The organism is Pseudomonas sp. RHF3.3-3 (genome assembly GCF_048069595.1).
Classification (GTDB): Bacteria; Pseudomonadota; Gammaproteobacteria; order Pseudomonadales; family Pseudomonadaceae; genus Aquipseudomonas; species Aquipseudomonas fuscovaginae_B.
In genome coordinates, this window is record NZ_CP182250.1 from 6,873,599 (window position 1) to 6,893,800 (window position 20,202).

20 protein-coding genes and 1 other RNA gene are annotated in these 20,202 nt (G+C 64.3%); 9 read left to right on the forward strand and 12 right to left on the reverse strand.

What is annotated here, in order from left to right:
* The first annotated feature begins 184 nt into the window (after positions 1–184).
* Positions 185–1,324 (forward strand): DegT/DnrJ/EryC1/StrS family aminotransferase, encoded by a 1,140-nt coding sequence (locus ACMGT0_RS30315; protein WP_054061166.1) that lies wholly within the window; start codon positions 185–187, stop codon positions 1,322–1,324.
* Between the two features lie 134 nt (positions 1,325–1,458).
* Here ACMGT0_RS30315 and gcvH read toward each other — a convergent pair whose 3' ends face one another.
* The 8 genes from gcvH to ACMGT0_RS30355 all read right to left on the reverse strand — a co-directional run bounded on the left by gcvH (position 1,459) and on the right by ACMGT0_RS30355 (position 10,592).
* A complete protein-coding gene (gcvH, locus tag ACMGT0_RS30320; RefSeq protein WP_054061165.1) occupies positions 1,459–1,842 on the reverse strand; it encodes a glycine cleavage system protein GcvH in 384 nt (127 codons plus the stop codon).
* A gap of 59 nt (positions 1,843–1,901) precedes the next feature.
* The gene (gene gcvT / locus ACMGT0_RS30325; protein WP_054061164.1) at positions 1,902–2,984 is read right to left on the reverse strand and encodes a glycine cleavage system aminomethyltransferase GcvT; all 1,083 of its coding nucleotides are present in this window, start codon (positions 2,982–2,984) and stop codon (positions 1,902–1,904) included.
* 156 nt (positions 2,985–3,140) lie between these two features.
* Complete coding sequence (locus ACMGT0_RS30330) at positions 3,141–4,757, reverse strand: ABC transporter permease (protein ID WP_416770928.1); 1,617 nt, start codon at positions 4,755–4,757, stop codon at positions 3,141–3,143.
* A gap of 143 nt (positions 4,758–4,900) precedes the next feature.
* A complete protein-coding gene (locus tag ACMGT0_RS30335; protein ID WP_416770929.1) occupies positions 4,901–5,908 on the reverse strand; it encodes an extracellular solute-binding protein in 1,008 nt (335 codons plus the stop codon).
* Positions 5,909–6,138: 230 nt separating this feature from the next.
* Complete coding sequence (locus tag ACMGT0_RS30340; protein WP_416773583.1) at positions 6,139–7,359, reverse strand: 2-octaprenyl-3-methyl-6-methoxy-1,4-benzoquinol hydroxylase; 1,221 nt, start codon at positions 7,357–7,359, stop codon at positions 6,139–6,141.
* Between the two features lie 134 nt (positions 7,360–7,493).
* On the reverse strand, positions 7,494–8,681 hold the full coding sequence (gene ubiH / locus ACMGT0_RS30345) for a 2-octaprenyl-6-methoxyphenyl hydroxylase (RefSeq protein ID WP_416770931.1): 1,188 nt from the start codon (positions 8,679–8,681) through the stop codon (positions 7,494–7,496).
* A complete protein-coding gene (gene pepP / locus ACMGT0_RS30350; protein WP_054058511.1) occupies positions 8,678–10,012 on the reverse strand; it encodes a Xaa-Pro aminopeptidase in 1,335 nt (444 codons plus the stop codon). Before pepP ends, ubiH begins: the two co-directional genes overlap by 4 nt.
* Positions 10,013–10,037: 25 nt before the next feature.
* Positions 10,038–10,592 carry a YecA family protein gene (locus tag ACMGT0_RS30355; protein WP_054058510.1) on the reverse strand — a complete coding sequence of 185 codons (555 nt, stop codon included), beginning with the start codon at positions 10,590–10,592 and terminating at the stop codon, positions 10,038–10,040.
* Positions 10,593–10,816: 224 nt separating this feature from the next.
* Here ACMGT0_RS30355 and ACMGT0_RS30360 point away from each other — a divergent pair, with 224 nt between their 5' ends.
* From ACMGT0_RS30360 to ACMGT0_RS30375, 4 genes are all read left to right on the forward strand, one after another.
* Positions 10,817–11,026 (forward strand): TIGR02449 family protein, encoded by a 210-nt coding sequence (locus tag ACMGT0_RS30360; RefSeq protein ID WP_054058509.1) that lies wholly within the window; start codon positions 10,817–10,819, stop codon positions 11,024–11,026.
* Complete coding sequence (locus ACMGT0_RS30365) at positions 11,023–11,340, forward strand: cell division protein ZapA (protein ID WP_054058508.1); 318 nt, start codon at positions 11,023–11,025, stop codon at positions 11,338–11,340. Before ACMGT0_RS30360 ends, ACMGT0_RS30365 begins: the two co-directional genes overlap by 4 nt.
* Positions 11,341–11,370: 30 nt before the next feature.
* Positions 11,371–11,549: non-coding RNA, 6S RNA (gene ssrS, locus ACMGT0_RS30370), on the forward strand.
* A gap of 85 nt (positions 11,550–11,634) precedes the next feature.
* Positions 11,635–12,240 carry a 5-formyltetrahydrofolate cyclo-ligase gene (locus ACMGT0_RS30375; RefSeq protein WP_416770935.1) on the forward strand — a complete coding sequence of 202 codons (606 nt, stop codon included), beginning with the start codon at positions 11,635–11,637 and terminating at the stop codon, positions 12,238–12,240.
* Between the two features lie 51 nt (positions 12,241–12,291).
* On the opposite strand, the gene ACMGT0_RS30380 is transcribed toward ACMGT0_RS30375, so the two are convergent.
* Positions 12,292–12,522: a hypothetical protein gene (locus ACMGT0_RS30380; protein WP_017902648.1), complete on the reverse strand. Its 231-nt coding sequence runs from the start codon at positions 12,520–12,522 to the stop codon at positions 12,292–12,294.
* Between the two features lie 110 nt (positions 12,523–12,632).
* On the opposite strand from ACMGT0_RS30380, the gene ACMGT0_RS30385 reads away from it, so the two are divergent.
* A complete protein-coding gene (locus tag ACMGT0_RS30385; protein WP_054058507.1) occupies positions 12,633–13,082 on the forward strand; it encodes an EVE domain-containing protein in 450 nt (149 codons plus the stop codon).
* Positions 13,083–13,190: 108 nt separating this feature from the next.
* Here ACMGT0_RS30385 and ACMGT0_RS30390 read toward each other — a convergent pair whose 3' ends face one another.
* Entirely contained in the window at positions 13,191–13,604 is a 414-nt protein-coding gene (locus ACMGT0_RS30390; RefSeq protein ID WP_054058506.1) for a flagellar basal body-associated protein FliL, read from the reverse strand.
* Positions 13,605–13,762: 158 nt separating this feature from the next.
* Between ACMGT0_RS30390 and ACMGT0_RS30395 the strand changes: the two genes are divergently transcribed.
* The 3 genes from ACMGT0_RS30395 to glpT all read left to right on the forward strand — a co-directional run bounded on the left by ACMGT0_RS30395 (position 13,763) and on the right by glpT (position 16,967).
* Complete coding sequence (locus ACMGT0_RS30395; protein WP_416770937.1) at positions 13,763–14,740, forward strand: NADPH:quinone oxidoreductase family protein; 978 nt, start codon at positions 13,763–13,765, stop codon at positions 14,738–14,740.
* A gap of 102 nt (positions 14,741–14,842) precedes the next feature.
* Positions 14,843–15,463, forward strand: a complete 621-nt coding sequence (locus tag ACMGT0_RS30400) for a flagellar basal body-associated protein FliL (RefSeq protein ID WP_054058504.1) — start codon at positions 14,843–14,845, stop codon at positions 15,461–15,463.
* A 154-nt stretch (positions 15,464–15,617) separates the two neighbouring features.
* Positions 15,618–16,967 carry a glycerol-3-phosphate transporter gene (glpT, locus tag ACMGT0_RS30405; protein WP_054063599.1) on the forward strand — a complete coding sequence of 450 codons (1,350 nt, stop codon included), beginning with the start codon at positions 15,618–15,620 and terminating at the stop codon, positions 16,965–16,967.
* Between the two features lie 150 nt (positions 16,968–17,117).
* Here glpT and ACMGT0_RS30410 read toward each other — a convergent pair whose 3' ends face one another.
* Together ACMGT0_RS30410 and ACMGT0_RS30415 are read right to left on the reverse strand one after the other, a co-directional pair.
* Positions 17,118–17,765, reverse strand: a complete 648-nt coding sequence (locus ACMGT0_RS30410) for a gamma-glutamylcyclotransferase (RefSeq protein ID WP_054058502.1) — start codon at positions 17,763–17,765, stop codon at positions 17,118–17,120.
* Positions 17,766–17,792: 27 nt separating this feature from the next.
* Positions 17,793–20,195, reverse strand: a complete 2,403-nt coding sequence (locus ACMGT0_RS30415; RefSeq protein WP_416770940.1) for a TonB-dependent receptor plug domain-containing protein — start codon at positions 20,193–20,195, stop codon at positions 17,793–17,795.
* Positions 20,196–20,202 lie beyond the last annotated feature (7 nt).

A 20,202-nucleotide genomic window follows, 5' to 3' on the forward strand; every position in this document is an offset into this window, starting at 1 on the left:
TGTGCAAGCAGCATAGCAGCCCGTCACCCCGACCGCCGCGAAGCATCCGTTCAGCGTCAGGACAGCAAAAAGCACCGAAATTTCACATCAAATCAGTATGATCGATGGCATCGCGGCATTGCTGTCTACTCTTTACCGCCTGTGGAACATTTCCCGGCCTCTAAACATCGGACGTCACCACCCCATGAGCCAACTTCCTTTCCTGCCTTTCGCCAAACCCACCATCGACGAAGCGACCATTGCCTCGGTCGCCGACGTCCTGCGTTCCGGCTGGATCACCAGCGGTCCCAAGGTGGCGGCCTTCGAAGCCCAGTTGTCGGAATACTTCGGCGGGCGTCCGGTGCGGACCTTCAACTCCGGCACCTGCACCATGGAAATCGCCCTGCGGATCGCCGGCATCGGCCCGGGTGACGAAGTCATCACCACGCCGATTTCCTGGGTCGCCACCGCCAACGTGATCATCGAGGTCGGTGCCACCCCGGTGTTCGCCGACATCGACCCGGTGACCCGCAACATCGACCTGGACAAGCTCGAGGCCGCCATCACCCCACGCACCCGGGCGATCATCCCGGTGTACCTGTCCGGCCTGCCGGTGGACATGGACCGCCTCTACGCCATCGCGAAGAAGCACAACCTGCGCATCGTCGAAGACGCCGCCCAGGCCCTGGGTTCGGAGTGGAAAGGCCAGAAGATCGGCGCCCTCGGCGACTTCGTCTCGTTCAGCTTCCAGGCGAACAAGAACATCACCTCCTCCGAGGGCGGTTGCCTGGTGCTGAACAATGCCGAGGAAGCACGCCTGGCGGAGAAATATCGCCTGCAGGGCGTGACCCGCAGCGGTCATGACGGGCTGGACGTGGACGTGCTCGGTGGCAAGTTCAACATGACCGACGTCGCCGCGGCCATCGGTCTGGGGCAGTTCGCCCAGGTCGACGCCATCACCGCCCATCGCCGGGCGATGGCCGAGTACTACTTCGAGTGCTTCGGCAGCGATTTCGAGGAGAAGTACGGCGCACAACTGCCGGTGAAGGACTTCACCCACAGCAACTGGCACATGTTCCAGCTGGTGCTGCCTGAGCGCCAGGACGGTCGTCCGGCACGGGATACCTTCATGGAGGACATGAAGCAGCAGGGCATCGGCATCGGCTACCACTACCCGGCGATCCACCTGCTGAGCCTGTACCGCGCCCGCGGCTTCAAGGAAGGCATGTTCCCGATCGCCGAGCGGGTCGGTCGCCTGATCGTTTCGTTGCCGATGTTCAACGTGATCACCCAGGCCGATGTCGAGCGCGCAGTGACTGCGGTCAAGGCGGCGCTGTCGCGCTGAGACCGAGGCGCCTGCCCTATTCGCGGGCAAGCCACGCTCCTACAGGTTGTCGGTCGTACACAAAGTTACGGACGACTCAAAACTGTAGGAGCGTGGCTTGCCCGCGAATAGGGCCCCAGGGCCTTGCGCCCGATTTACTCGCCGATGGAGGCCTTGTAGCCAGCGGCATCCAGCAGCTTGTCCAGCTCGGACTTGTCGCTCGGCTTGAGCTTGAAGATCCACGACTCGTAGGGTTCTTCGTTGAGCAGCTCCGGCGAATCGGCCAGTTCCTCGTTCACCGCGATCACTTCACCGGACACCGGTGCATAGATATCGGAAGCGGCCTTCACCGACTCCACCACACCCGCCGCATCACCTGCCGCGAAGGTCTTGCCGACTTCGGTCAACTCGACGAACACCACATCCCCCAACGCCTCCTGAGCGTGGTCGCTGATACCGACGGTCACCGTACCATCGGCTTCCAGGCGGGCCCATTCGTGGCTTTGGGCATAACGCAGATCGCTAGGGATAACGCTCATATTCAAGAGTCCTCGAGAAAAAGTGTCAGCGGCCTGCGGCACAGGCTCGCCGGATAAGATCAGACCAGGGTTTTGCCATGACGCACGAACGTCGGCTTTACCACGCGAACCGGGTACCATTTGCCGCGAATTTCAACTTCAGCGCGGTCGGCCGTAGCTGCGGGAACACGCGCCAGAGCAATCGACTTGCTAAGCGTAGGAGAGAAACTACCACTGGTGATCTCTCCTTCGCCAACGTCGGCGATACGAACCACCTGGTGCGCACGCAAGACACCGCGCTCCTCCAGCACCAGACCGACCAGTTTGAGGCTTGGCCCGGCCGCCTTTTCGGCCTCGAGGGCAGCGCGGCCGATGAAGTCGCGCCCCGCCGGTTCCCAGGCGATGGTCCAGGCCATGTTGGAGGCCAACGGCGAGACATTCAGGTCGATGTCCTGGCCGTAGAGGTTCATCCCGGCCTCAAGGCGCAGGGTATCGCGGGCACCGAGGCCGATCGGCGAGATACCGGCCCCGACCAGGTCGTTGAAGAACGCCGGGGCCTGCTGCGCCGGCAGCACGATTTCCAGGCCATCCTCGCCGGTGTAGCCGGTGCGGGCAATGAACCAGTCGCCGTCACTGCGGCCTTCGAAGGGCTTGAGTTGCTGGATCAGTTGGCTGCGGGACTGGCTCACCAGTTCGCTGATCCGGTGCCGGGCCTGCGGGCCCTGGATCGCCAGCATCGCCAGCTCGGGACGCTCCAGCAATTGGACATCGAAGCCGGTGAGCCTGGCGTTCATCCACGCCAGGTCCTGGTCGCGGGTGGCCGCGTTGACCACCAGCCGGTAACCGGCATCCGTGCGGTAGACGATCATGTCATCGACCACCCCGCCCTGCTCGGTGAGCATGGCGCTGTAGAGCGCGCGGCCCGGGCTGTCGAGTCGCTCGACATCATTGGCCAGCAGGTGCTGCAACCAGGCCTTGGCCTGGCTGCCGGCGACGTCGATCACCGTCATGTGCGAGACATCGAAAACCCCGCAGTCGCGACGCACCTGGTGGTGCTCCTCGACTTGCGAGCCGTAGTGCAGAGGCATATCCCAACCGCCAAAATCGACCATCTTCGCACCGAGGGCGAGGTGCAGGTCATACAGAGGCGTGCGCTGTCCCATGGGTTTCTCCTTCCGGGCGTGGCGAAGGTGCGGACAGGCGCCGGACTGGCTTCAGCCCTTTATGAATGGGGCCTTGAGCCGTATTCCGGAACCCGGTCTGTCAGACGGACCACACCGAATGCCGCGCATTGTAGCCGCAAGGAACCGACCTGGCACCTAACCGATTTGCCTTGCCGAACGCCGGATCAGGCCGATCACCGGCAACAGGCCGACCAGCACCAGGGTCAGGGCCGGCAACGAGGCCCGCGCCCATTCGCCCTCGCTGGTCATCTCGAAGACCCGCACCGCCAGCGTGTCCCAGCCGAACGGGCGCATCAGCAGGGTCGCCGGCATTTCCTTGAGCACATCGACGAACACCAGCAATGCCGCACTCAGGGTACCGGGCAACAGCAGCGGCAGATACACTTTGAAAAACAGTCGCGGCCCGCCCACCCCCAGGCTGCGAGCGGCCTCCGGCAACGACGGGCGAATGCGCTCCAGGCTGTTTTCCAAGGGCCCGTAGGCCACCGCGATGAAACGCACCAGGTACGCCAGCAGCAGGGCCGAGAGACTGCCCAGCAGCAGGGGCTTGCCGGCCCCGCCGAACCAGCTCGACAGCGGGATCACCAGTTCGCGGTCCAGGTAACTGAAGGCGAGCATGATCGACACCGCCAGCACCGAGCCGGGCAACGCATAACCGAGGTTGGCCAGGCTGACGCCACTGCGGATCGCCCGGGTCGGCGCCTGGCGACGGGCGAAGGCCAGCAGCATCGCCACCGCCACGGTCACCAGCGCAGCCATGCCGCCCAGGTACAGGGTATGCAGGATCAGCCCGGTGTAGCGCTCATCCAGGTCGAGGCGCCCGCGCCGCCAGAACCAGGCCAGCAGTTGCAGCAATGGCACGACGAAAGCGCAGGCGAACACCAGCAGGCACCAGCCGCTGGCCGCCCAGGCCTTCAGGCCATGCAGGCGGTACAGCGCACTGCCCCGGGGCCGCTCGTTGCCGGCCCGGCTGGCACCGCGGGCCCGCCGCTCGCCATAGAGCACCAGCATCACCGCGAGCAGCAGCAGGCTGGCCAGCTGGGCGGCACTGGACAGGCTGAAGAAGCCGTACCAGGTCTTGTAGATCGCGGTGGTGAAGGTGTCGAAGTTGAACACCGACACCGCGCCGAAATCCGCCAGGGTCTCCATCAGCGCCAGCGCGACCCCGGCACCGATGGCCGGCCGCGCCATCGGCAGGGCCACCCGCCAGAACGCCTGCCAGGGCGACTGGCCGAGCACCCGCGCCGCTTCCATCAGGCCTTTGCCCTGGGCCAGGAACGCGCTGCGCGCCAGCAGATAGACATAGGGGTAGAACACCAGCACCAGCACCAGGATCACCCCACCGGTGGAGCGCACCCGCGGCAGCCGCAGGCCGCTGCCAAAGACTTCGCGCAGCAGGGTCTGCACCGGGCCGGAGAAATCCAGCAGACCGACGAAAACGAAGGCCAGCACATAGGCCGGAATGGCGAAGGGCAGCATCAACGCCCAGTCGAGCCAGCGCCGGCCGGGGAATTCGCAGAGGCTGGTGAGCCAGGCCAGGCTGACACCCAGCAGGGTCACACCGACCCCGACGCCAGCCACCAGGGTCAGGGTGTTGCCCAGCAGGCGTGGCAGCTGGGTATCCCAGAGGTGGGTCCAGATCTGCGCGTCGATCGACTGCCAGGACAGCAACAATACGCTCAGCGGCAACAGCACCAGGGCCGCGACGGCGAAGACCAGGGGGTACCAGCGGCGTTGGATGGGATGGGCCAAGAAACTTCTCGGTTGGGGTTGTGTGTGAGCGCCCTTGTAGGAGCGTGGCTTGCCCGCGAAGAACGATGACGCAGTGCCACTGGAACACCGCATCGCCTCATTCGCGGGCAAGCCGCGCTCCTACAAGAGATAGGATGGTGTTGTCAGTTCCAGCCGGCGCGGTCCATCAGGCGGATCGCCTCGGCCTGGCGCTTGCCGGCAATTTCCACCGGCAGGGCGTCGGGGACGAACTTGCCCCAGCTCGCCACTTCCGCCGACGGCGGCACCGCCGGGTTGGCCGGGAACTCCTGGTTCACATCGGCGAAGATCCGCTGGGCCTCGGGCGTGGTCATCCACTCCACCAGCGCCTTGGCCGCTTCCGGGTGCGGGGCATGTTTGGTCAGGCCGATCCCCGACAGGTTCACGTGCACGCCACGATCACCCTGGTTCGGCCAGAACAGTTTCACCGCCAGGTTCGGGTTCTGCTTGTGCAGGCGCCCGTAGTAGTAGGTGTTGACGATACCGACGTCGCACTGCCCGGCGTTGATCGCCTCGAGCACCGCGATGTCATCGGAGAACACGTCGGTGGACAGGTTGTTCACCCAGCCCTTGAGAATCTGCTCGGTCTTCTCGGCGCCATGCACCTCGATCAGGGTGGCGGTCAGCGACTGGTTGTAGACCTTTTTCGCCGTACGCAGGCACAGGCGGCCTTCCCACTGCTTGTCGGCCAGTGCCTCGTAGGTGGTCAGGTCCGCCGGTTTCACCCGCTCGGTGGAATACGCCAGGGTTCGCGCGCGCAGGCTCAAGCCGGTCCACTGATGGGCCGAGGAGCGGTACTGCAGCGGGATGTTGCTGTCGATCGTCTTCGAGGTGAAGGGCTGCAGGATACCCATCTGTTCGGCCTGCCAGAGGTTGCCGGCATCGACGGTCAGCAGCAGGTCGGCGGTGGCATTCTCGCCTTCGGCCTTGATCCGCTGCATCAGCGGCGCTTCCTTGTCGGTAATGAATTTCACCTTGACCCCGGTCTTCCGGGTATAGGCATCGAACACCGGCTTGATCAGTTCGTCGATTCGCGAGGAGTAGACCACCACCTCATCGGCAGCGTGGGCGGCGCCCGCCATCAGGGTCAGGGCCAGGGCCAGGGCTGTCAGTAGACGCTTCGGTGCCGGCATGGGAGCGTTCCCTCAAGTGCGCAAGTAAGCGCGAAATGATAGTGACTCACATTTGCGCCCTCAACCGAAGTCGGCACGGAGGCGTTACCAGATGTTGCACAGATTCACCACGGGTTTCCCACCTGCCCTATCAAGGCGCCTCAGGACTCATGCTTCTGTAGGAGCCGGGCTTGCCCGCGAAGCGTTCAGCGCTCTCCAGAACACTTTCGCGGACACACCGGAACCGGCACCTACAAGGCCCTGGCCAGCTCCGGCAGATCCCCCGTCAGGCCCAGTGCCTGGCGCACGAACAGCGCCTTGGCCTCGGGCATCTGGTCGACCACCCTCAAGCCGGTATTGCGCAGCCAGCGCAACGGCAGCGGGTCGGCCTGGAACAGCCGCTCGAAACCCTCCATCGCCGCCATCAACCCCAGGTTGTGCGGCATGCGCCGACGCTCGAAGCGGCTGAGCACCTTCACACTGGCCAGCCGCTCGCCACGCTCGACCGCCCGCAGCAGCACTTCGGCCAGCACCGCGGCATCGAGGAAACCCAGGTTCACGCCCTGCCCCGCCAGCGGGTGGATGGTATGCGCCGCGTCACCGATCAGCGCCAGCCCCTCGGCGACATAACGCTTGGCGTGACGCTGGCGCAGGGGCACGCAGACACGCGGGTCAACGGCAAGCACCTCGCCGAGGCGCCCTTCGAAGGCGCGCTCCAGCTCATGGCGGAAGCTGGCTTCATCCAGTGCCATCAGGCGCTCCGCCTCACCCGGGGTGGTCGACCAGACGATCGAACACCAGTCCTGTTGGCCGTCACGCTCCAGCGGCAGGAACGCCAGCGGACCGTCGTCGGTAAAACGCTGCCAGGCGGTCATCCGGTGCGGCTGGCTGCTGCGCACGCTGGTCACGATGGCATGATGCATGTAATCCCACTCCCGCGTTGCACAACCGGCCAGGCGCCGCACCGCCGAATTGGCGCCGTCGGCGGCCACCACCAGCGGCGCACGCAGCTTGCGACCGTCGGCCAGGGTCAGCAGCCAGTCATCGCCGGAGCGGCGCATCTGCTCCAGCCGCGCATTGGCCAGAAGGCCCATGTCGCAGTCGTGCAGGCGATCGAGCAAGGCGTCCTGGACCACCCGGTTCTCGACGATATGCCCGAGCACCTCGGCATGCACACTGGCCGCCGAGAAGTGAATCTGCCCGGTACCGCTGCCGTCCCAGACCTGCATGTCGCGGTAGGGACTGGCGCGCCGCCCGGCAATGCCGGGCCATACACCCAGGCGCTCGAGAATGCGCTGGCTGGCGGCCGACAGGGCACTCACCCGAGCTTCGAACGGCGCCAGCGGATCGAACGGTTTGACGCTCATCGGCCCGCCGTCGAGCAGCAGCACCTGCAGGCCACTGTCTTTCAACGCCAGGGCCAGGGCACTGCCCACCATCCCGGCCCCGACAATCAGCACATCTGCGCGCATTTCCATGCTTCAAACCTTAGCAAGTGATGTAGGAGCCGGGCTTGCCCGCGAAGCTTTTTGGCGGCCTTGATGGCCCCTTCGCGGGCAAGCCCGGCTCCTACAGGATTCGTGGTGGCCAGAGACACCACAAGACTCTAGACATCGGCACGCGTACCCAGCCCCATGGCCTGGCGGGCGAACCAGCGCTTGGCCGGCGGCAGCAGGTCCAGGCCCAGCAGGCCAAGGTTGCGCCCCAGGGCGACCAGCGGCTGGCCGCTGCCGAACAGCCGGGTGACCCGATCGGAGAAACCGACGGTCAGTGTCTGGTCCAGGCGCTGGCGTTCCTGGTAGCCGCGCAGGGTCGCAAAGTCGCCCAGTGGCGCCTCGCTGGTCAGCAAGGCTTCAGCCAGGGCCTGGGCATCGCGCAGGGACAGGTTGAAGCCCTGTCCGGCAATCGGATGCAGGCTATGGGCCGCGTTGCCCAGCACCGCCAGGTGCGGACGGACCTGTTCCTCGGCCTCCACCAGGGTCAACGGGTACAGGTGTCGAGCGCCGACCTGCTTCAGGGTGCCGAGGCGATAACCGAACACACCCTGCAACTCGCTGAGGAAGCTGCGCTCGTCCAGTTGCGCGAGCCGTTGAGCGTCCATCCCGAGCCGGGTCCAGACCAGTGCACAACGGTTGTCCGGCAACGGCAGCAGGGCCATCGGCCCTTCGTCGGTGAACCGCTCGAAGGCCATGCCGTGATGGGCTTCGCCCGGTGAAATATTGGCGATCAGCGCGCTCTGGTTGTACGGCCGCTTGCGCACGCCGATCCCCAGTTGCTCGCGCAGGCCGGAACGGCCACCGTCGGCCAGCACGGCCAGCTCGCAGTCGAGCACGGTGTCATCGTTGAGGCTCAGGCGATAGCCGCCTTCCAGTGGCTGCAGGCGGGTCACCTCGGCCGGGCAGCGCCAACTGACCACCTCCTGGTCCAGCCCCTGCCAGAGGCATTGGCCGAGCCAGGCGTTCTCCACCACATAGCCCAGGGCCGGCACGCCCTCTTCCATGGCCGACAGCCGTGCCGTGGAAAAACGGCCGCGGTCGGACACATGAATCTGCCTGATCGGCTCGGCGCGCTGGGCAATCGGCTGCCACAGCCCCAGACGTTCGTAGATCTGCCGGGAGCCGAAGGACAGCGCCGACGAACGCGCGTCATAGCTCGGCTGGTAGCTGTCGCCGGGGGCGAAGGGTTCGATCAGCACGATCTTCCAGCCACGTGCCTTGGCCCCGGCCTGCAACGCCAGGGCCAGGCTGGCGCCGACCAGGCCACCGCCGATGATCGCCAGATTGGCCCGGCTCATGCTGCAGACACCCGCGCAGCGGCCATCAGGGCCTCGATCTCGGCCACGGTCTTGGGCACACCGCCGGTCAGAATTTCACAACCTTGCCTGGTCACCACCACGTCGTCCTCGATGCGCACGCCAATGCCGCGCCATTTCTTCGCCACGTTCTGGTTGTCGGGGGAAATGTAGATCCCCGGCTCCACTGTCAGCGCCATGCCGACCTCCAGCACGCGCCATTGGTCGCCGACCTTGTAGTCGCCGACATCATGCACATCCATCCCCAGCCAGTGGCCGGCGCGATGCATGTAGAAGGCCCGATAGGCCTCGGTTTCGATCAGTTCGTCAACGTCGCCTTCCAGCAGCCCCAGTTCCACCAGGCCGCGGGTAATCACCCGCACCGTCGCCTCGTGCGCCTGGTTCCAGTGCTTGTCCGGGGCGATCTCGGCGAACGCCGCTTCCTGGGCAGCCAGCACCAGTTCGTAGATCGCCTTCTGCTCGGGCGAAAACTTGCCGCTGACCGGCCAGGTACGGGTGATATCACTGGCATAGCAGTCGATTTCGCAGCCAGCGTCGATCAGCACCAGGTCACCCTCCTTGAGCACCGCGTCATTCTGCTGGTAGTGCAGGATGCAACTGTTGCGTCCGGCGGCAACGATCGAACCGTAGGCCGGCATCTTCGCCCCACCCTTGCGGAACTCGTAGTCCAGCTCGGCTTCCAGGCTGAACTCATGCAGGCCGGCCCGCGCCGCCTGCATGGCCCGCACATGGGCGCGGGCGGAAATCGCCGCGGCCTCGCGCATGACCTTCACTTCTGCCGCCGATTTATACAGGCGCATGTCGTGCAGCAGATGATCCAGGGCAACGAATTCGTTCGGCGGCTGCGCGCCGAGGTGGGCCTTGGAACGGATCACGTTGATCCAGTCCATCACGTGCCGATCGAATTCCGGGTTGCTGCCCATCGCCGAATACACCCGGTCGCGCCCTTCGATCAGGCCCGGCAGGATGTCGTCGATATCATTGATGGGAAATGCGTCGTCCGCCCCGTAGTCACGGATCGCGCCCTCCTGGCCGGCACGCAGGCCGTCCCAGAGTTCGCGCTCGGCGTTGCGTTCGCGACAGAACAGCACGTATTCGCCGTGGGCCCGGCCGGGGATCAGCACGATCACCGCCTGGGGCTCGGGGAAACCGCTGAGGTACTGGAAGTCGCTGTCCTGGCGATAGACATGCTCGACATCGCGGTTGCGGATCATCACCGCAGCCGCCGGCAGGATCGCGATGCTGTTGGGTTCCATCTGCGCCATCAGCGCCTTGCGCCGCCGGGCGTATTCCGCTTTCGGGATATGGATCATGGGCAGACGGAACTCCCTTTCGAACTCAGTGCAGCGAAGGCTTGGCAGCCGGCTCGGCCGGCTTGTTGACCTCGGTGAACAGCAGCAGCGGCGCGACACGCAGGTATTCCATGACCTCCATGTAGTCGTTCTCGCCGTCGTCGGACTCTTCCAGGGCGTCCTGGACCTGGGCGATGGCGGCCAGGTCCTGCAGCACCTCGGTGGCCTCGATGCTCAGGGCATTGGCACGGTAGGTCAGGCCGAAACCGGCGAGAAAGCCCTGGCACCACTGGCCCAGCGCGGCGGCACGCTCGGTCAGCGGCGCGTCGTCGCTCGGCAGCAGCAGGACCACGGTCATGTCGTCGCTGGTCAGTTCGCCCTTGACCATCTCCTGCAGGCCGATCAGGGCGTTGCGCACGTTGTCCTGCGGCTCGCCTTCGAGCAGTTCGGCGGCATCCACCAGCCAGCTGTCGGCTTCGAAGCCGGCACCGGCGCAGCTGCGACCGAGCAACAGGCCGTGCAGTTCGGCCGGCGAGACCGGATGGCCGTTGCTGCTCAGCAGGGTGGCAAAAGCGTTATAGGGGGAATTCTGAATAGGCATGGGCGGCTAGGCGCCGAACGGCGCAATGTCTAGAATGAAGGCCTTGTATCCTAGCATTCGAGGGCCCGCCAAGACCATCGAGGCGGACAACTCGTTTGCCAGGGTCTGGACGAAATGTTTTCAGCGCGGCCTGGGCGAGCGCCGATACATTTCGGACAGAGCCCAAACGCTCCAGTCACGACCGCTCATCAGTCATATTCAGTCGACATCAAAGTAGATAATGAATGGAAGACAACGACCTGCACGCGCTGATGGCCAGACTCGAACTGTTGATTACCCGGGTCGAGCAACTAAAAAGCCAAAACAGACTCCTATTAGCTCAGGAAAAGACCTGGCGCGAGGAGCGCGCACACCTTATTGAAAAGAACGAAATCGCCCGGCGCAAGGTTGAATCGATGATTACGCGCCTCAAGGCCCTGGAGCAAGACTCATGAGTTCAAGCAATAACGTTACCGTGCAGATACTCGATAAAGAGTATTCGATCATCTGTCCCCAGGAAGAACGCAGCAACCTGATCAGCGCCGCGCGCTACCTGGATGGCAAGATGCGCGAGATCCGCAGCAGCGGCAAGGTGATCGGTGCCGACCGCATCGCCGTGATGGCCGCGCTGAACATCACCCACGACCTGCTGCACAAACAGGAGCGCCCGGATGTGCAGGCCAGCAGTTCGACACGCGAACAGGTGCGTGACCTGCTTGAGCGGGTCGACCTGGTGCTGTCTTCCGATTCGGACACCAGCAAAGGCTGATTCCCACAGCCCTTTCGGTTATACTGGCATCACTCCCTGGGGTGCTTGCCAGTTGACGATGTCCCTGAGCCGATTTGCACTACCCTGGAATTTGCACGTTGGGCCGGTGTGCATGTCCGCTAGACGGAAAGCCTTAACGCCTACTGCACCTTCCACCTTGAACTCTCGGGTTCAAGGGCTAAGTCGACAGCGGTTCATCCGGGGAGCCTGATTTCCAGGCCCATGTCGGTGAATGCCGACAGGGGTCTTCACGGGCCGCCGTCCTGGCCGCTCCACTGCCTGCAGCACGAATCCATGACCGAACCTGCGCCGCTTTCCCGCCCGCAACTTCGACGACTGCTGCGCAAGGCGCGCCGCGCCCTCACGCCCGGCGAGCAACGCCAGGCCGCACGCGGCCTGTATCGGCAACTGGCGCAACACCCGCTGTTCCGCCGTGCCCGCCATGTTTCCCTGTACCTGCCGACCGACGGCGAAATCGATCCGCGCCTGCTGCTGCGCGAGGCCCAGCGTCGTGGCAAGCACACCTATCTGCCGGTGCTGAGCGCCTGGCCGCGGACCAAGATGGTGTTCCAGCGGATTCGCCCCGGGGAAAAGCTGCGGCCCAACCGCTTCCGCATTCTCGAACCACGAATCAACCCGGCCGCCCAGCGCAAGGTCTGGGCGCTCGACCTGGTGCTGCTGCCGCTGGTCGGTTTCGACCCGCTCGGCGGACGCCTGGGCATGGGCGGCGGCTTCTACGATCGCAGCCTGGCCTATCAGTCGCGCCGCAAGAGCTGGCGCAAGCCGACGCTGCTGGGGCTGGCCCATGAATGCCAGAAAGTGGCGAGACTGGATCAGGCCAGTTGGGATGTGCCGCTGCGCGGAACGGTCACAGGCAGTGCGTGGTATATCGCAGGCTGAAGCGAGTGGAACAAGGGCGTCAACGCGAATGGCGACGCCTTTCTGGCGGGATCAACGCTTGAACAGGGTCGACTGCTGGGGCTGCTGCTGGGCGATCTCGACGGGAGCGTCCTTCTTGCCCGACCACAGGCCCTGGGCATAACCCGTTGTCACCACACCCAAACCGAACAAAATAACCAAAGTCCATAGTAAATCCGGTTTGCGTTTCATCGATTGCCCCCCTAGGCAAATCACATACGATGACAGCAGCGGTTTGATGATTAGGCCGTGCAGCAGCGTCAAGCTTAAAATTCCGGCATTTTGCGATAACGTGAACCACTACGCAAACGCTGGCGTCAACCGACCGTCGGTTTGTGTGAAATTGCCCGACAAACTGCCCAAGGAGCACCACCATGGCCTACTGGCTGATGAAATCCGAGCCGGACGAGCTCTCGATCGAAGGCCTGGCCAAGCTGGGCGAAACCCGCTGGGACGGTGTCCGCAACTACCAGGCGCGCAACTTCCTGCGGGCCATGGCGGTTGGCGACGAGTTCTTCTTCTATCACTCCAGTTGCCCGGAGCCGGGGATTGCCGGAATCGGCAGGATCGTCGCGGCGGCCTACCCGGACCCGACGGCGCTGGACCCGCAAAGCCACTACCACGACCCCAAGGCCACGCCCGAGAAGAATCCCTGGAGCGCCCTGCAGGTCGGGCATGTCGAGACCTTCGCCAAGGTGCTCGGGCTCGGCTACCTGAAACAGCAGGCCGCACTGGCGCAAATGCCACTGGTGCACAAAGGCAGCCGCCTGTCGGTGATGCCGGTGACGGCAGAGCAGTGGGCAGCGGTTCTGGCCTTGCGTTGACGGCGGCGGCCCATGCGCGGGCAAGCCGCGCGCCTACCAATACGACTCAAGACGGTAGAAGCGCGGCTTGCCCGCGAAAACACCCGGGCCGACACGACAAATGCCGGCTCACTGTACGATCAGGTTGTTGAAGAGCAGGTCTTCCACCTGCGGCTTGCCGGTCTCGTCGGTCAGCACCTGCTGGACCTGCTTGAGGGCTTCCTGACGCATCTTTTCCTTGGCTTCGACGTTGCTCATCGAGTCCACGGTCTGCTGGGCGAACAGCGCCACCAACTGGTTGCGGATCAACGGCTCGTTGGCCTTGACCGCCTGGGCCGCCGCGTCACCGGTCACACGCACCGCCACGTCGGCCTTGTAGACCTTGAGCTTGGGGCTGCCGTCCAGGCCATAGTTGCCCACGAACGGCGGGGTCAGGCTGATATAGCTGACCTTGGGCGCCGCGCCCTCGCCTTCCTTGGCCTCTTCCGCCATTGCCGCCATCGGCAGCGACAAGGCCACCATCAACATGATCCACGCTTTCACGATTCGCTCCTCAATCCTGGTTGCGGTCTAGCATAGCGAGCCCTGCCGTCGAGCCCAAGCACAAAGCTTATAGGCGACTATCAGGCCAGGGCATGCTCGTTGACCCTTCGACTCACGCTCCTACACTTATCGGCCACCACTCCCAAAGGAATAGCCCGATGAAAGCCGTACTGTGCAAAGCCTTCGGCACTGCCGAAACGCTGGTGCTGGAGGAAATCGCGAGTCCGACGCCGAAAAAGAACGAAATCCTGCTGCAGGTGCATGCTGCCGGGGTGAACTTCCCGGATACGCTGATCATCGAGGGCAAGTACCAGTTCAAGCCGCCCTTCCCGTTCTCGCCCGGTGGCGAAGCGGCCGGGGTGGTCACGGCCGTGGGAGAAAAGATCAGCCACCTCAAGGTCGGTGACCGGGTCATGGCCCTGACCGGCTGGGGCAGCTTTGCCGAGGAAGTGGCGGTACCGGGCTACAACGTGCTGCCGATTCCGGCCACGATGGATTTCACCAGCGCCGCAGCCTTCAGCATGACCTACGGCACCTCGATGCACGCGCTCAAGCAGCGCGCCCGGTTGCAACCGGGGGAGACCCTGCTGGTGCTCGGCGCCTCCGGCGGTGTCGGCCTGGCGGCGGTGGAGATCGGCAAGGCCATGGGTGCACGGGTGATCGCCGCGGCCAGCAGCGCCGAAAAACTCGCGGTGGCCCAGGCCGCCGGTGCCGACGAACTGATCAACTACAGCGAAACCAGCCTCAAGGACGAGATCAAGCGCCTGACCGATGGCAACGGTGCCGACGTGATCTACGACCCGGTGGGCGGCGACCTGTTCGACCAGGCCGTACGCGCCATTGCCTGGAATGGCCGGCTGCTGGTGGTGGGCTTCGCCAGCGGGCGCATCCCCGAACTGCCGGTGAATCTGGCGCTGCTCAAGGGCGCCGCGGTGGTCGGGGTGTTTTGGGGCTCATTCGCCCAGCGCCAGCCCCAGGACAACGCGGCAAACTTCCAGCAATTGTTCGCCTGGTTCGCCGAGGGCAAGCTCAAGCCGCTGGTGTCGCAGACCTATCCGCTGGCTGAAGCGGCCAGAGCCATCGACGACCTGGGCCAGCGCAAGGCGGTGGGCAAGGTGGTGGTGCAGGTACGCTGAAGCGGGTTTCACGAGGCGCCGGCAGCGAACAGGGCTATATTCAGCCCCATGGACAGAAAGCGCCCATCACGGGCGCTTTTTCTACCCCATGGAGGCAATTCGATGATTCCACTGCTGCAAAAGCTGCTGCCCGGCGCCCTGCTGCTATCGGCCCTGGTGCTGCCCTTCACCGCCCAGGCCCACCAGGACGACAAGACAACGCCGGGCCTGAGCAATGCCACGGTGCTGATCGTCCGGCACGCGGAGAAGCCCGACCAGGGCCGTGGCCTCAGCCCCAAAGGCGAACAACGCGCCCAGGCCTACGCCCACTACTTCGACCCCTTGCAACTCGAAGGCCAGGGCCTCGTGCCCCAACGGCTGATCGCCACCAGCGACAGCAAGCAAAGCGACCGCCCGCGCCTGACCCTCACCCCACTGTCGCAACGCCTGCAACTGCCAATCGAACAGCCCTACGCCGACAAGGACGTGGACAAGCTGGTCAAGTCGCTGGGCAAGACCAACCGGGCAGCGGTGCTGCTGATTGCCTGGCATCACGGCCAGATCGACAACCTGATCGGGGCCTTCGGCGCGGATGTGAAAAAGATCATCGGCCAGAAACATTGGCCGGAGGATGTCTATGACTGGCTGCTCGTGCTGCGCTTCGACGACCATGGGCAGTTGATCCAGTCCCGCAGCGAGAAGATCCAGGAGCACCTGCTGCCAGACGATGGTGGCACGCCCTGAAAGCGTCCTTCATTTATTCCTTCGCGACATGTTCATAAAACAACATCAAGAACACTCCATTTCCTACATTTGCGGATGAGAAAGCCTGCTATTTTCGGTAACGAAAATGTAACATTCGCATCCGCAGTCAAAACAAGAAACCTGGAGCCCTTGAATGTTTGCCTTCTTTCGACCTGCCGCACACCGGGCACCGCTGCCCGAGGAAAAAATCGACAGCACCTACCGACGCCTGCGCTGGCAGATCTTTGCCGGGATCTTCTTCGGTTATGCCGGCTACTACCTGCTGCGCAAGAACTTCTCCCTGGCCATGCCGTACCTGATCGACGAGGGCTACAGCCGGGGTGACCTGGGCGTGGCGATGTCGGCGATCGCCATCGCCTACGGCCTGTCGAAGTTCCTCATGGGGCTGGTGTCCGACCGCTCCAACCCTCGCTACTTCCTGACCTTCGGCCTGTTGATCTCGGCCGCGATCATGTTCATTTTCGGTTTCGCGCCCTGGGCAACCTCCAGCGTGACCATGATGTTCATCCTGCTGTTCATCAATGGCTGGGCCCAGGGCATGGGCTGGCCGCCCAGCGGACGGACCATGGTGCACTGGTGGTCGCAGAAGGAACGCGGCGGCGTGGTCTCGGTGTGGAACGTGGCGCACAACGTCGGCGGTGGCCTGATCGGCCCGCTGTTCCTGCTCGGCATGGGCTGGTTCAACGACTGGCATGCGGCGTTCTACGTCCCGGCGAGCGTGGCCCTGGCCGTTGCGGCCTTTGCCTTCATCACCATGCGCGACACCCCGCAGTCGGTCGGCCTGCCGCCGATCGAGCAGTACAAGGACGACTACCCCGAAGGCTACAACGCCAGCCACGAAAGCGAGTTCAGCGCCAAGGAAATCTTCGTCAAGTACGTGCTGCGCAACAAGATGCTCTGGTACATCGCCATGGCCAACGTCTTCGTCTACCTGCTGCGCTACGGCGTGCTGGACTGGGCACCGACCTACCTCAAGGAAGCCAAGCACTTCGACGTCGACAAGACCTCCTGGGCCTACTTCTTCTACGAGTGGGCAGGGATTCCGGGCACGCTGCTGTGCGGCTGGATGTCGGACAAGATCTTCCGTGGCAACCGGGGCCTGACCGGCATGGTGTTCATGGGCCTGGTGACCGTGGCGACGCTGGTGTACTGGCTCAATCCGGCCGGCAACCCGACCATCGACATGATCGCGCTGTTTTCCATCGGCTTCCTGATCTACGGCCCGGTGATGCTGATCGGCCTGCAGGCGCTGGAACTGGCACCGAAGAAAGCCGCAGGTACCGCTGCCGGCTTCACCGGCCTGTTCGGTTACCTGGGCGGTTCGGTCGCAGCGAGCGCGGCGATGGGCTACACCGTCGACCACTTCGGCTGGGATGGCGGTTTCGTCCTGCTGGTGGTGGCCTGCCTGCTGTCCATGGCGTTCCTGGCACCGACCCTATGGCACACCCGGGCGGCCAGCACGAGCCGTAGCGCGATCGCCTGACCCACCTCATCCTGTGGGAGCCGGCTTGCTGGCGATCTGGCAAAGGCCCCATTCGACACGGCCTGCGGCGATAGCAGCACCGCTATCGCCAGCAAGCTGGCTCCCCACCAGGGTCCAGCGCAAGACACCTCACTCGCGGACTCCTGGAACTCAGTGTGAGCCTGAACGGCAGCGCTTGAGCCGCGCCTCCAGGTTACGATCCGGCATCGCGTGGCTGCGCAAGGCGCTGGCGGTCTGCTCGACATAGTCACGGGTGGTACCGTAACGCCCGCAGGCACTCTGCAACACCTGGGTCAGGATGCTGTCGGGCAGGTTGCCGGCATAGCTGGGCAGGTGCCGCTCCAGGACGAACCCCAGGGCCTGCACCGTCTGCCCGGTTTCCAGGCGACAGTTGAGCCAGTGCGGTCGATAGGACGGCACCGGCATCTCCCGCTGCCACAGGGCGTAGAGCGACGCCTCCAGCTGGTCCTCCGGCAACCGATAGGCAAAGCCGCTGCAGGAACCCCCGCGATCCAGGCCGAACACCAGCCCCGGCAGTTCCGGCGTACCACGATGTTCATGGGACCACAGGTACAGGCCACGGTGATAACCGTGGACCCGCCCGCGCACCCGCTCCACCGCCGAACACTCCGGCCGCCAGATCAGCGAGCCGTAGGCGAACAACCAGACCGGTCCGCCCTTGTGCCGGGCCATGGTGGCCTGCATCGAGCTGAGCAATTGTTCGTGGGTCAGTTGCGCCCCCAGCTCAAGGCGCGGCGGATAAGCCAAACCCGGCAAAACAGGATCTGTAGCAGCCATGACGAATCGCGTGGGGCTCCTCGATAGTTACCAGTTGTAAGTCACTTTACCGTAATAAAACGCGCCGCTGTAACCGTACGGCGAATAAGTGCTATAGGCCAGGTTGCCGCCACTGTTGGCGAAGGCACTGAGCCTTTCCGGGTACTTGTCGGTGACGTTGTCGCCGCCCAGGGTGAAGGTCCACTGCTTGAGCTTGTAGTCCGCCGCCAGGTCCAGCAGCCAGGCCGCCTTGAAGGTCTGGTCGTTGATCGCGTCGGCCTGGTAGCTGGTGAACGAGCCATAGCGGGTCAGGTTGCTGTGCAGCACCCAGTTGCCGAAGCTCAGGTCGTTGCCGAAGGTCAGCTTGTGCCGTGGCGTGGTGTCGCCGAGCAGGCCGAGCCGTTCGCGACGATCCACCCGCACCAGGTTGACCCCCAACTGATTGAGGATCGCCGGGTTGTCCTTCACATCGGTGACCTTGGTCCGGTTGTAGTTGTAGCCCAGGGTGCTGTTCCAGCGCGCACCGTTATCCAGCAGGTAACGATAGTTGGCCACCAGGTCGATGCCGTTGGTGCTGGTATTGGTGGCGTTGGTGAAGTAACGCGCGCTGGTGTAGTTGATGTTGCCGACACCGTTGGCCTGCAGGTAGTTGATCGCGGCGTTGTTCAGCACCAGGTTGGACGAGAGGCTGATGCGGTCACGGATGTCGATCCGGTAGAAGTCGGCCGTCACCGTCAGGTTGTCCGCCGGCTCCAGTACCAGGCCGAGGCTGTAGTTGCGCGATTTCTCCGCCTTCAGGTCCTCGGCCCCGAGCAGGCGCGCCACCTGGCTGTTGGCGGCGAAGGTGCCGGCTTCCTGGACGGTCGACCCGATCAGCTGCGACGAGGTGTAGGTGAAGTTCTGCTGGGCCAGGGACGGCGCCCGGAAGCCGTTGGAAATACTGCCGCGGACCGCCACCTGCGGGGTGAAATCGTAGCGCGCCGACAGCGAGCCACTGACGTTCGAGCCGAAATCGCTGTAGTCCTCATGGCGCACCGCCGCCGAGGCGCTGAGCTTCTCGGTGAAGTGGGTCTCCAGGTCCAGGTACTGGGCGAAGTTGTGCCGCGAGTAACTGCCGGCATCCGCGGCGCGGAAACCACCCAGGCCGGAACTGCCGCTCTGGTAGTAGGACTCGGGCTGGCCGGCGCTGATCTGGTAGCCCTGGCGCAGGTATTCGGCGCCCAGCGCCAGCGACACCGGATAGGGCAGCCAGCCGAGGTTGAACTCTCGCGACAGGTCGAAGTTCAGCTGGCGCTGGTCGTTGCTCAGGGTGCCGTTGTCGAACTTGCGCGGCGTGTTCAGGCCCAGCGAGGTGTTGATGGTTTCCGTGCGCAGTTCGTACTCGTTCTTGCCGTAGTTGACCGACAGGTCGTAGTGCCAGTCGTCCGCCAGCAGGCCGCGCAGGCCAAGCACCAGCGAGGTGTCCTCGAGATTGCCGTGGATCAGCGGCAGGTAACCGTTGGGGAAGATCGCCGGAATGTTGTTCGAGGCGTTGCTCGCCCGGTAGAACGCCGCGGTTTCGCCCCGACGCTTGCTGTAGCCGCCAAAGCCGTAGAACTCGGCGGCCTCGTTTAAGCTGTAGGCGGAGTTGAACTGCACCTTGCCCTCGTTGGTAGCCGGCTCGCCCTGGCGGAACACCTGCTGGCCATAAGTCGTCGAACCGACGCTGGCCGGGCGGTAGTCCTTGCCGGCACGGTTGGTGTAGTCGTTGTCGGAACCCTCACCGGAAAGGTTGAAGAAGCCATTGTCGCCCAGGGTGAAGCCGCTGTTGCCGTCGAGCTGACGGTGAATGCCGTCGCCCTTCTTGTACTCGCCGAACTTGCTGGAAACAGAGCCGCCGTGGTCGGCGCTCTTGAGGATCACGTTGATCACCCCGGCAATCGCATCGGAGCCGTAGCGGGCCGAGGCGCCGTCACGCAGCACCTCGATATGGTCGACCGCCGAAATCGGAATCGCATTCAGGTCGGCCGGTGCCGAGCCACGCCCCACCGCACCACCGAGATTGACGAAGGCACTGGTGTGCCGACGCTTGCCGTTGACCAGCACCAGTACCTGGTCCGGCGACAGCCCGCGCAGTTGCGCCGGGCGCACCAGCTCGGCGCCATCCACCAGCGACGGGCGCGGGAAGTTGATGGAGGGAATCAGCCGCGCCAGCACCGTGCCCAGCTCATCCGAGCCGCTGCTGCGCAGGCTGTCGCCGCTGATCACGTCGATCGGCGACAGCGAACCGCTGGCCGTGCGCTCCTGGGCGCGGGTACCGGTGACAATGACGGTATCGAGTTTCGGCGCATCGGCCGTGGTGTCATTCGAATCGGCGGCGGCCGCCTGGGTGAAAGTCATCGCGCCTGCGGCGGTCAGCAAATGAGCGGACAAAATCGCCGAGTACAGCCGGTGTTGCGTGTTACTCCCCATACCGCTC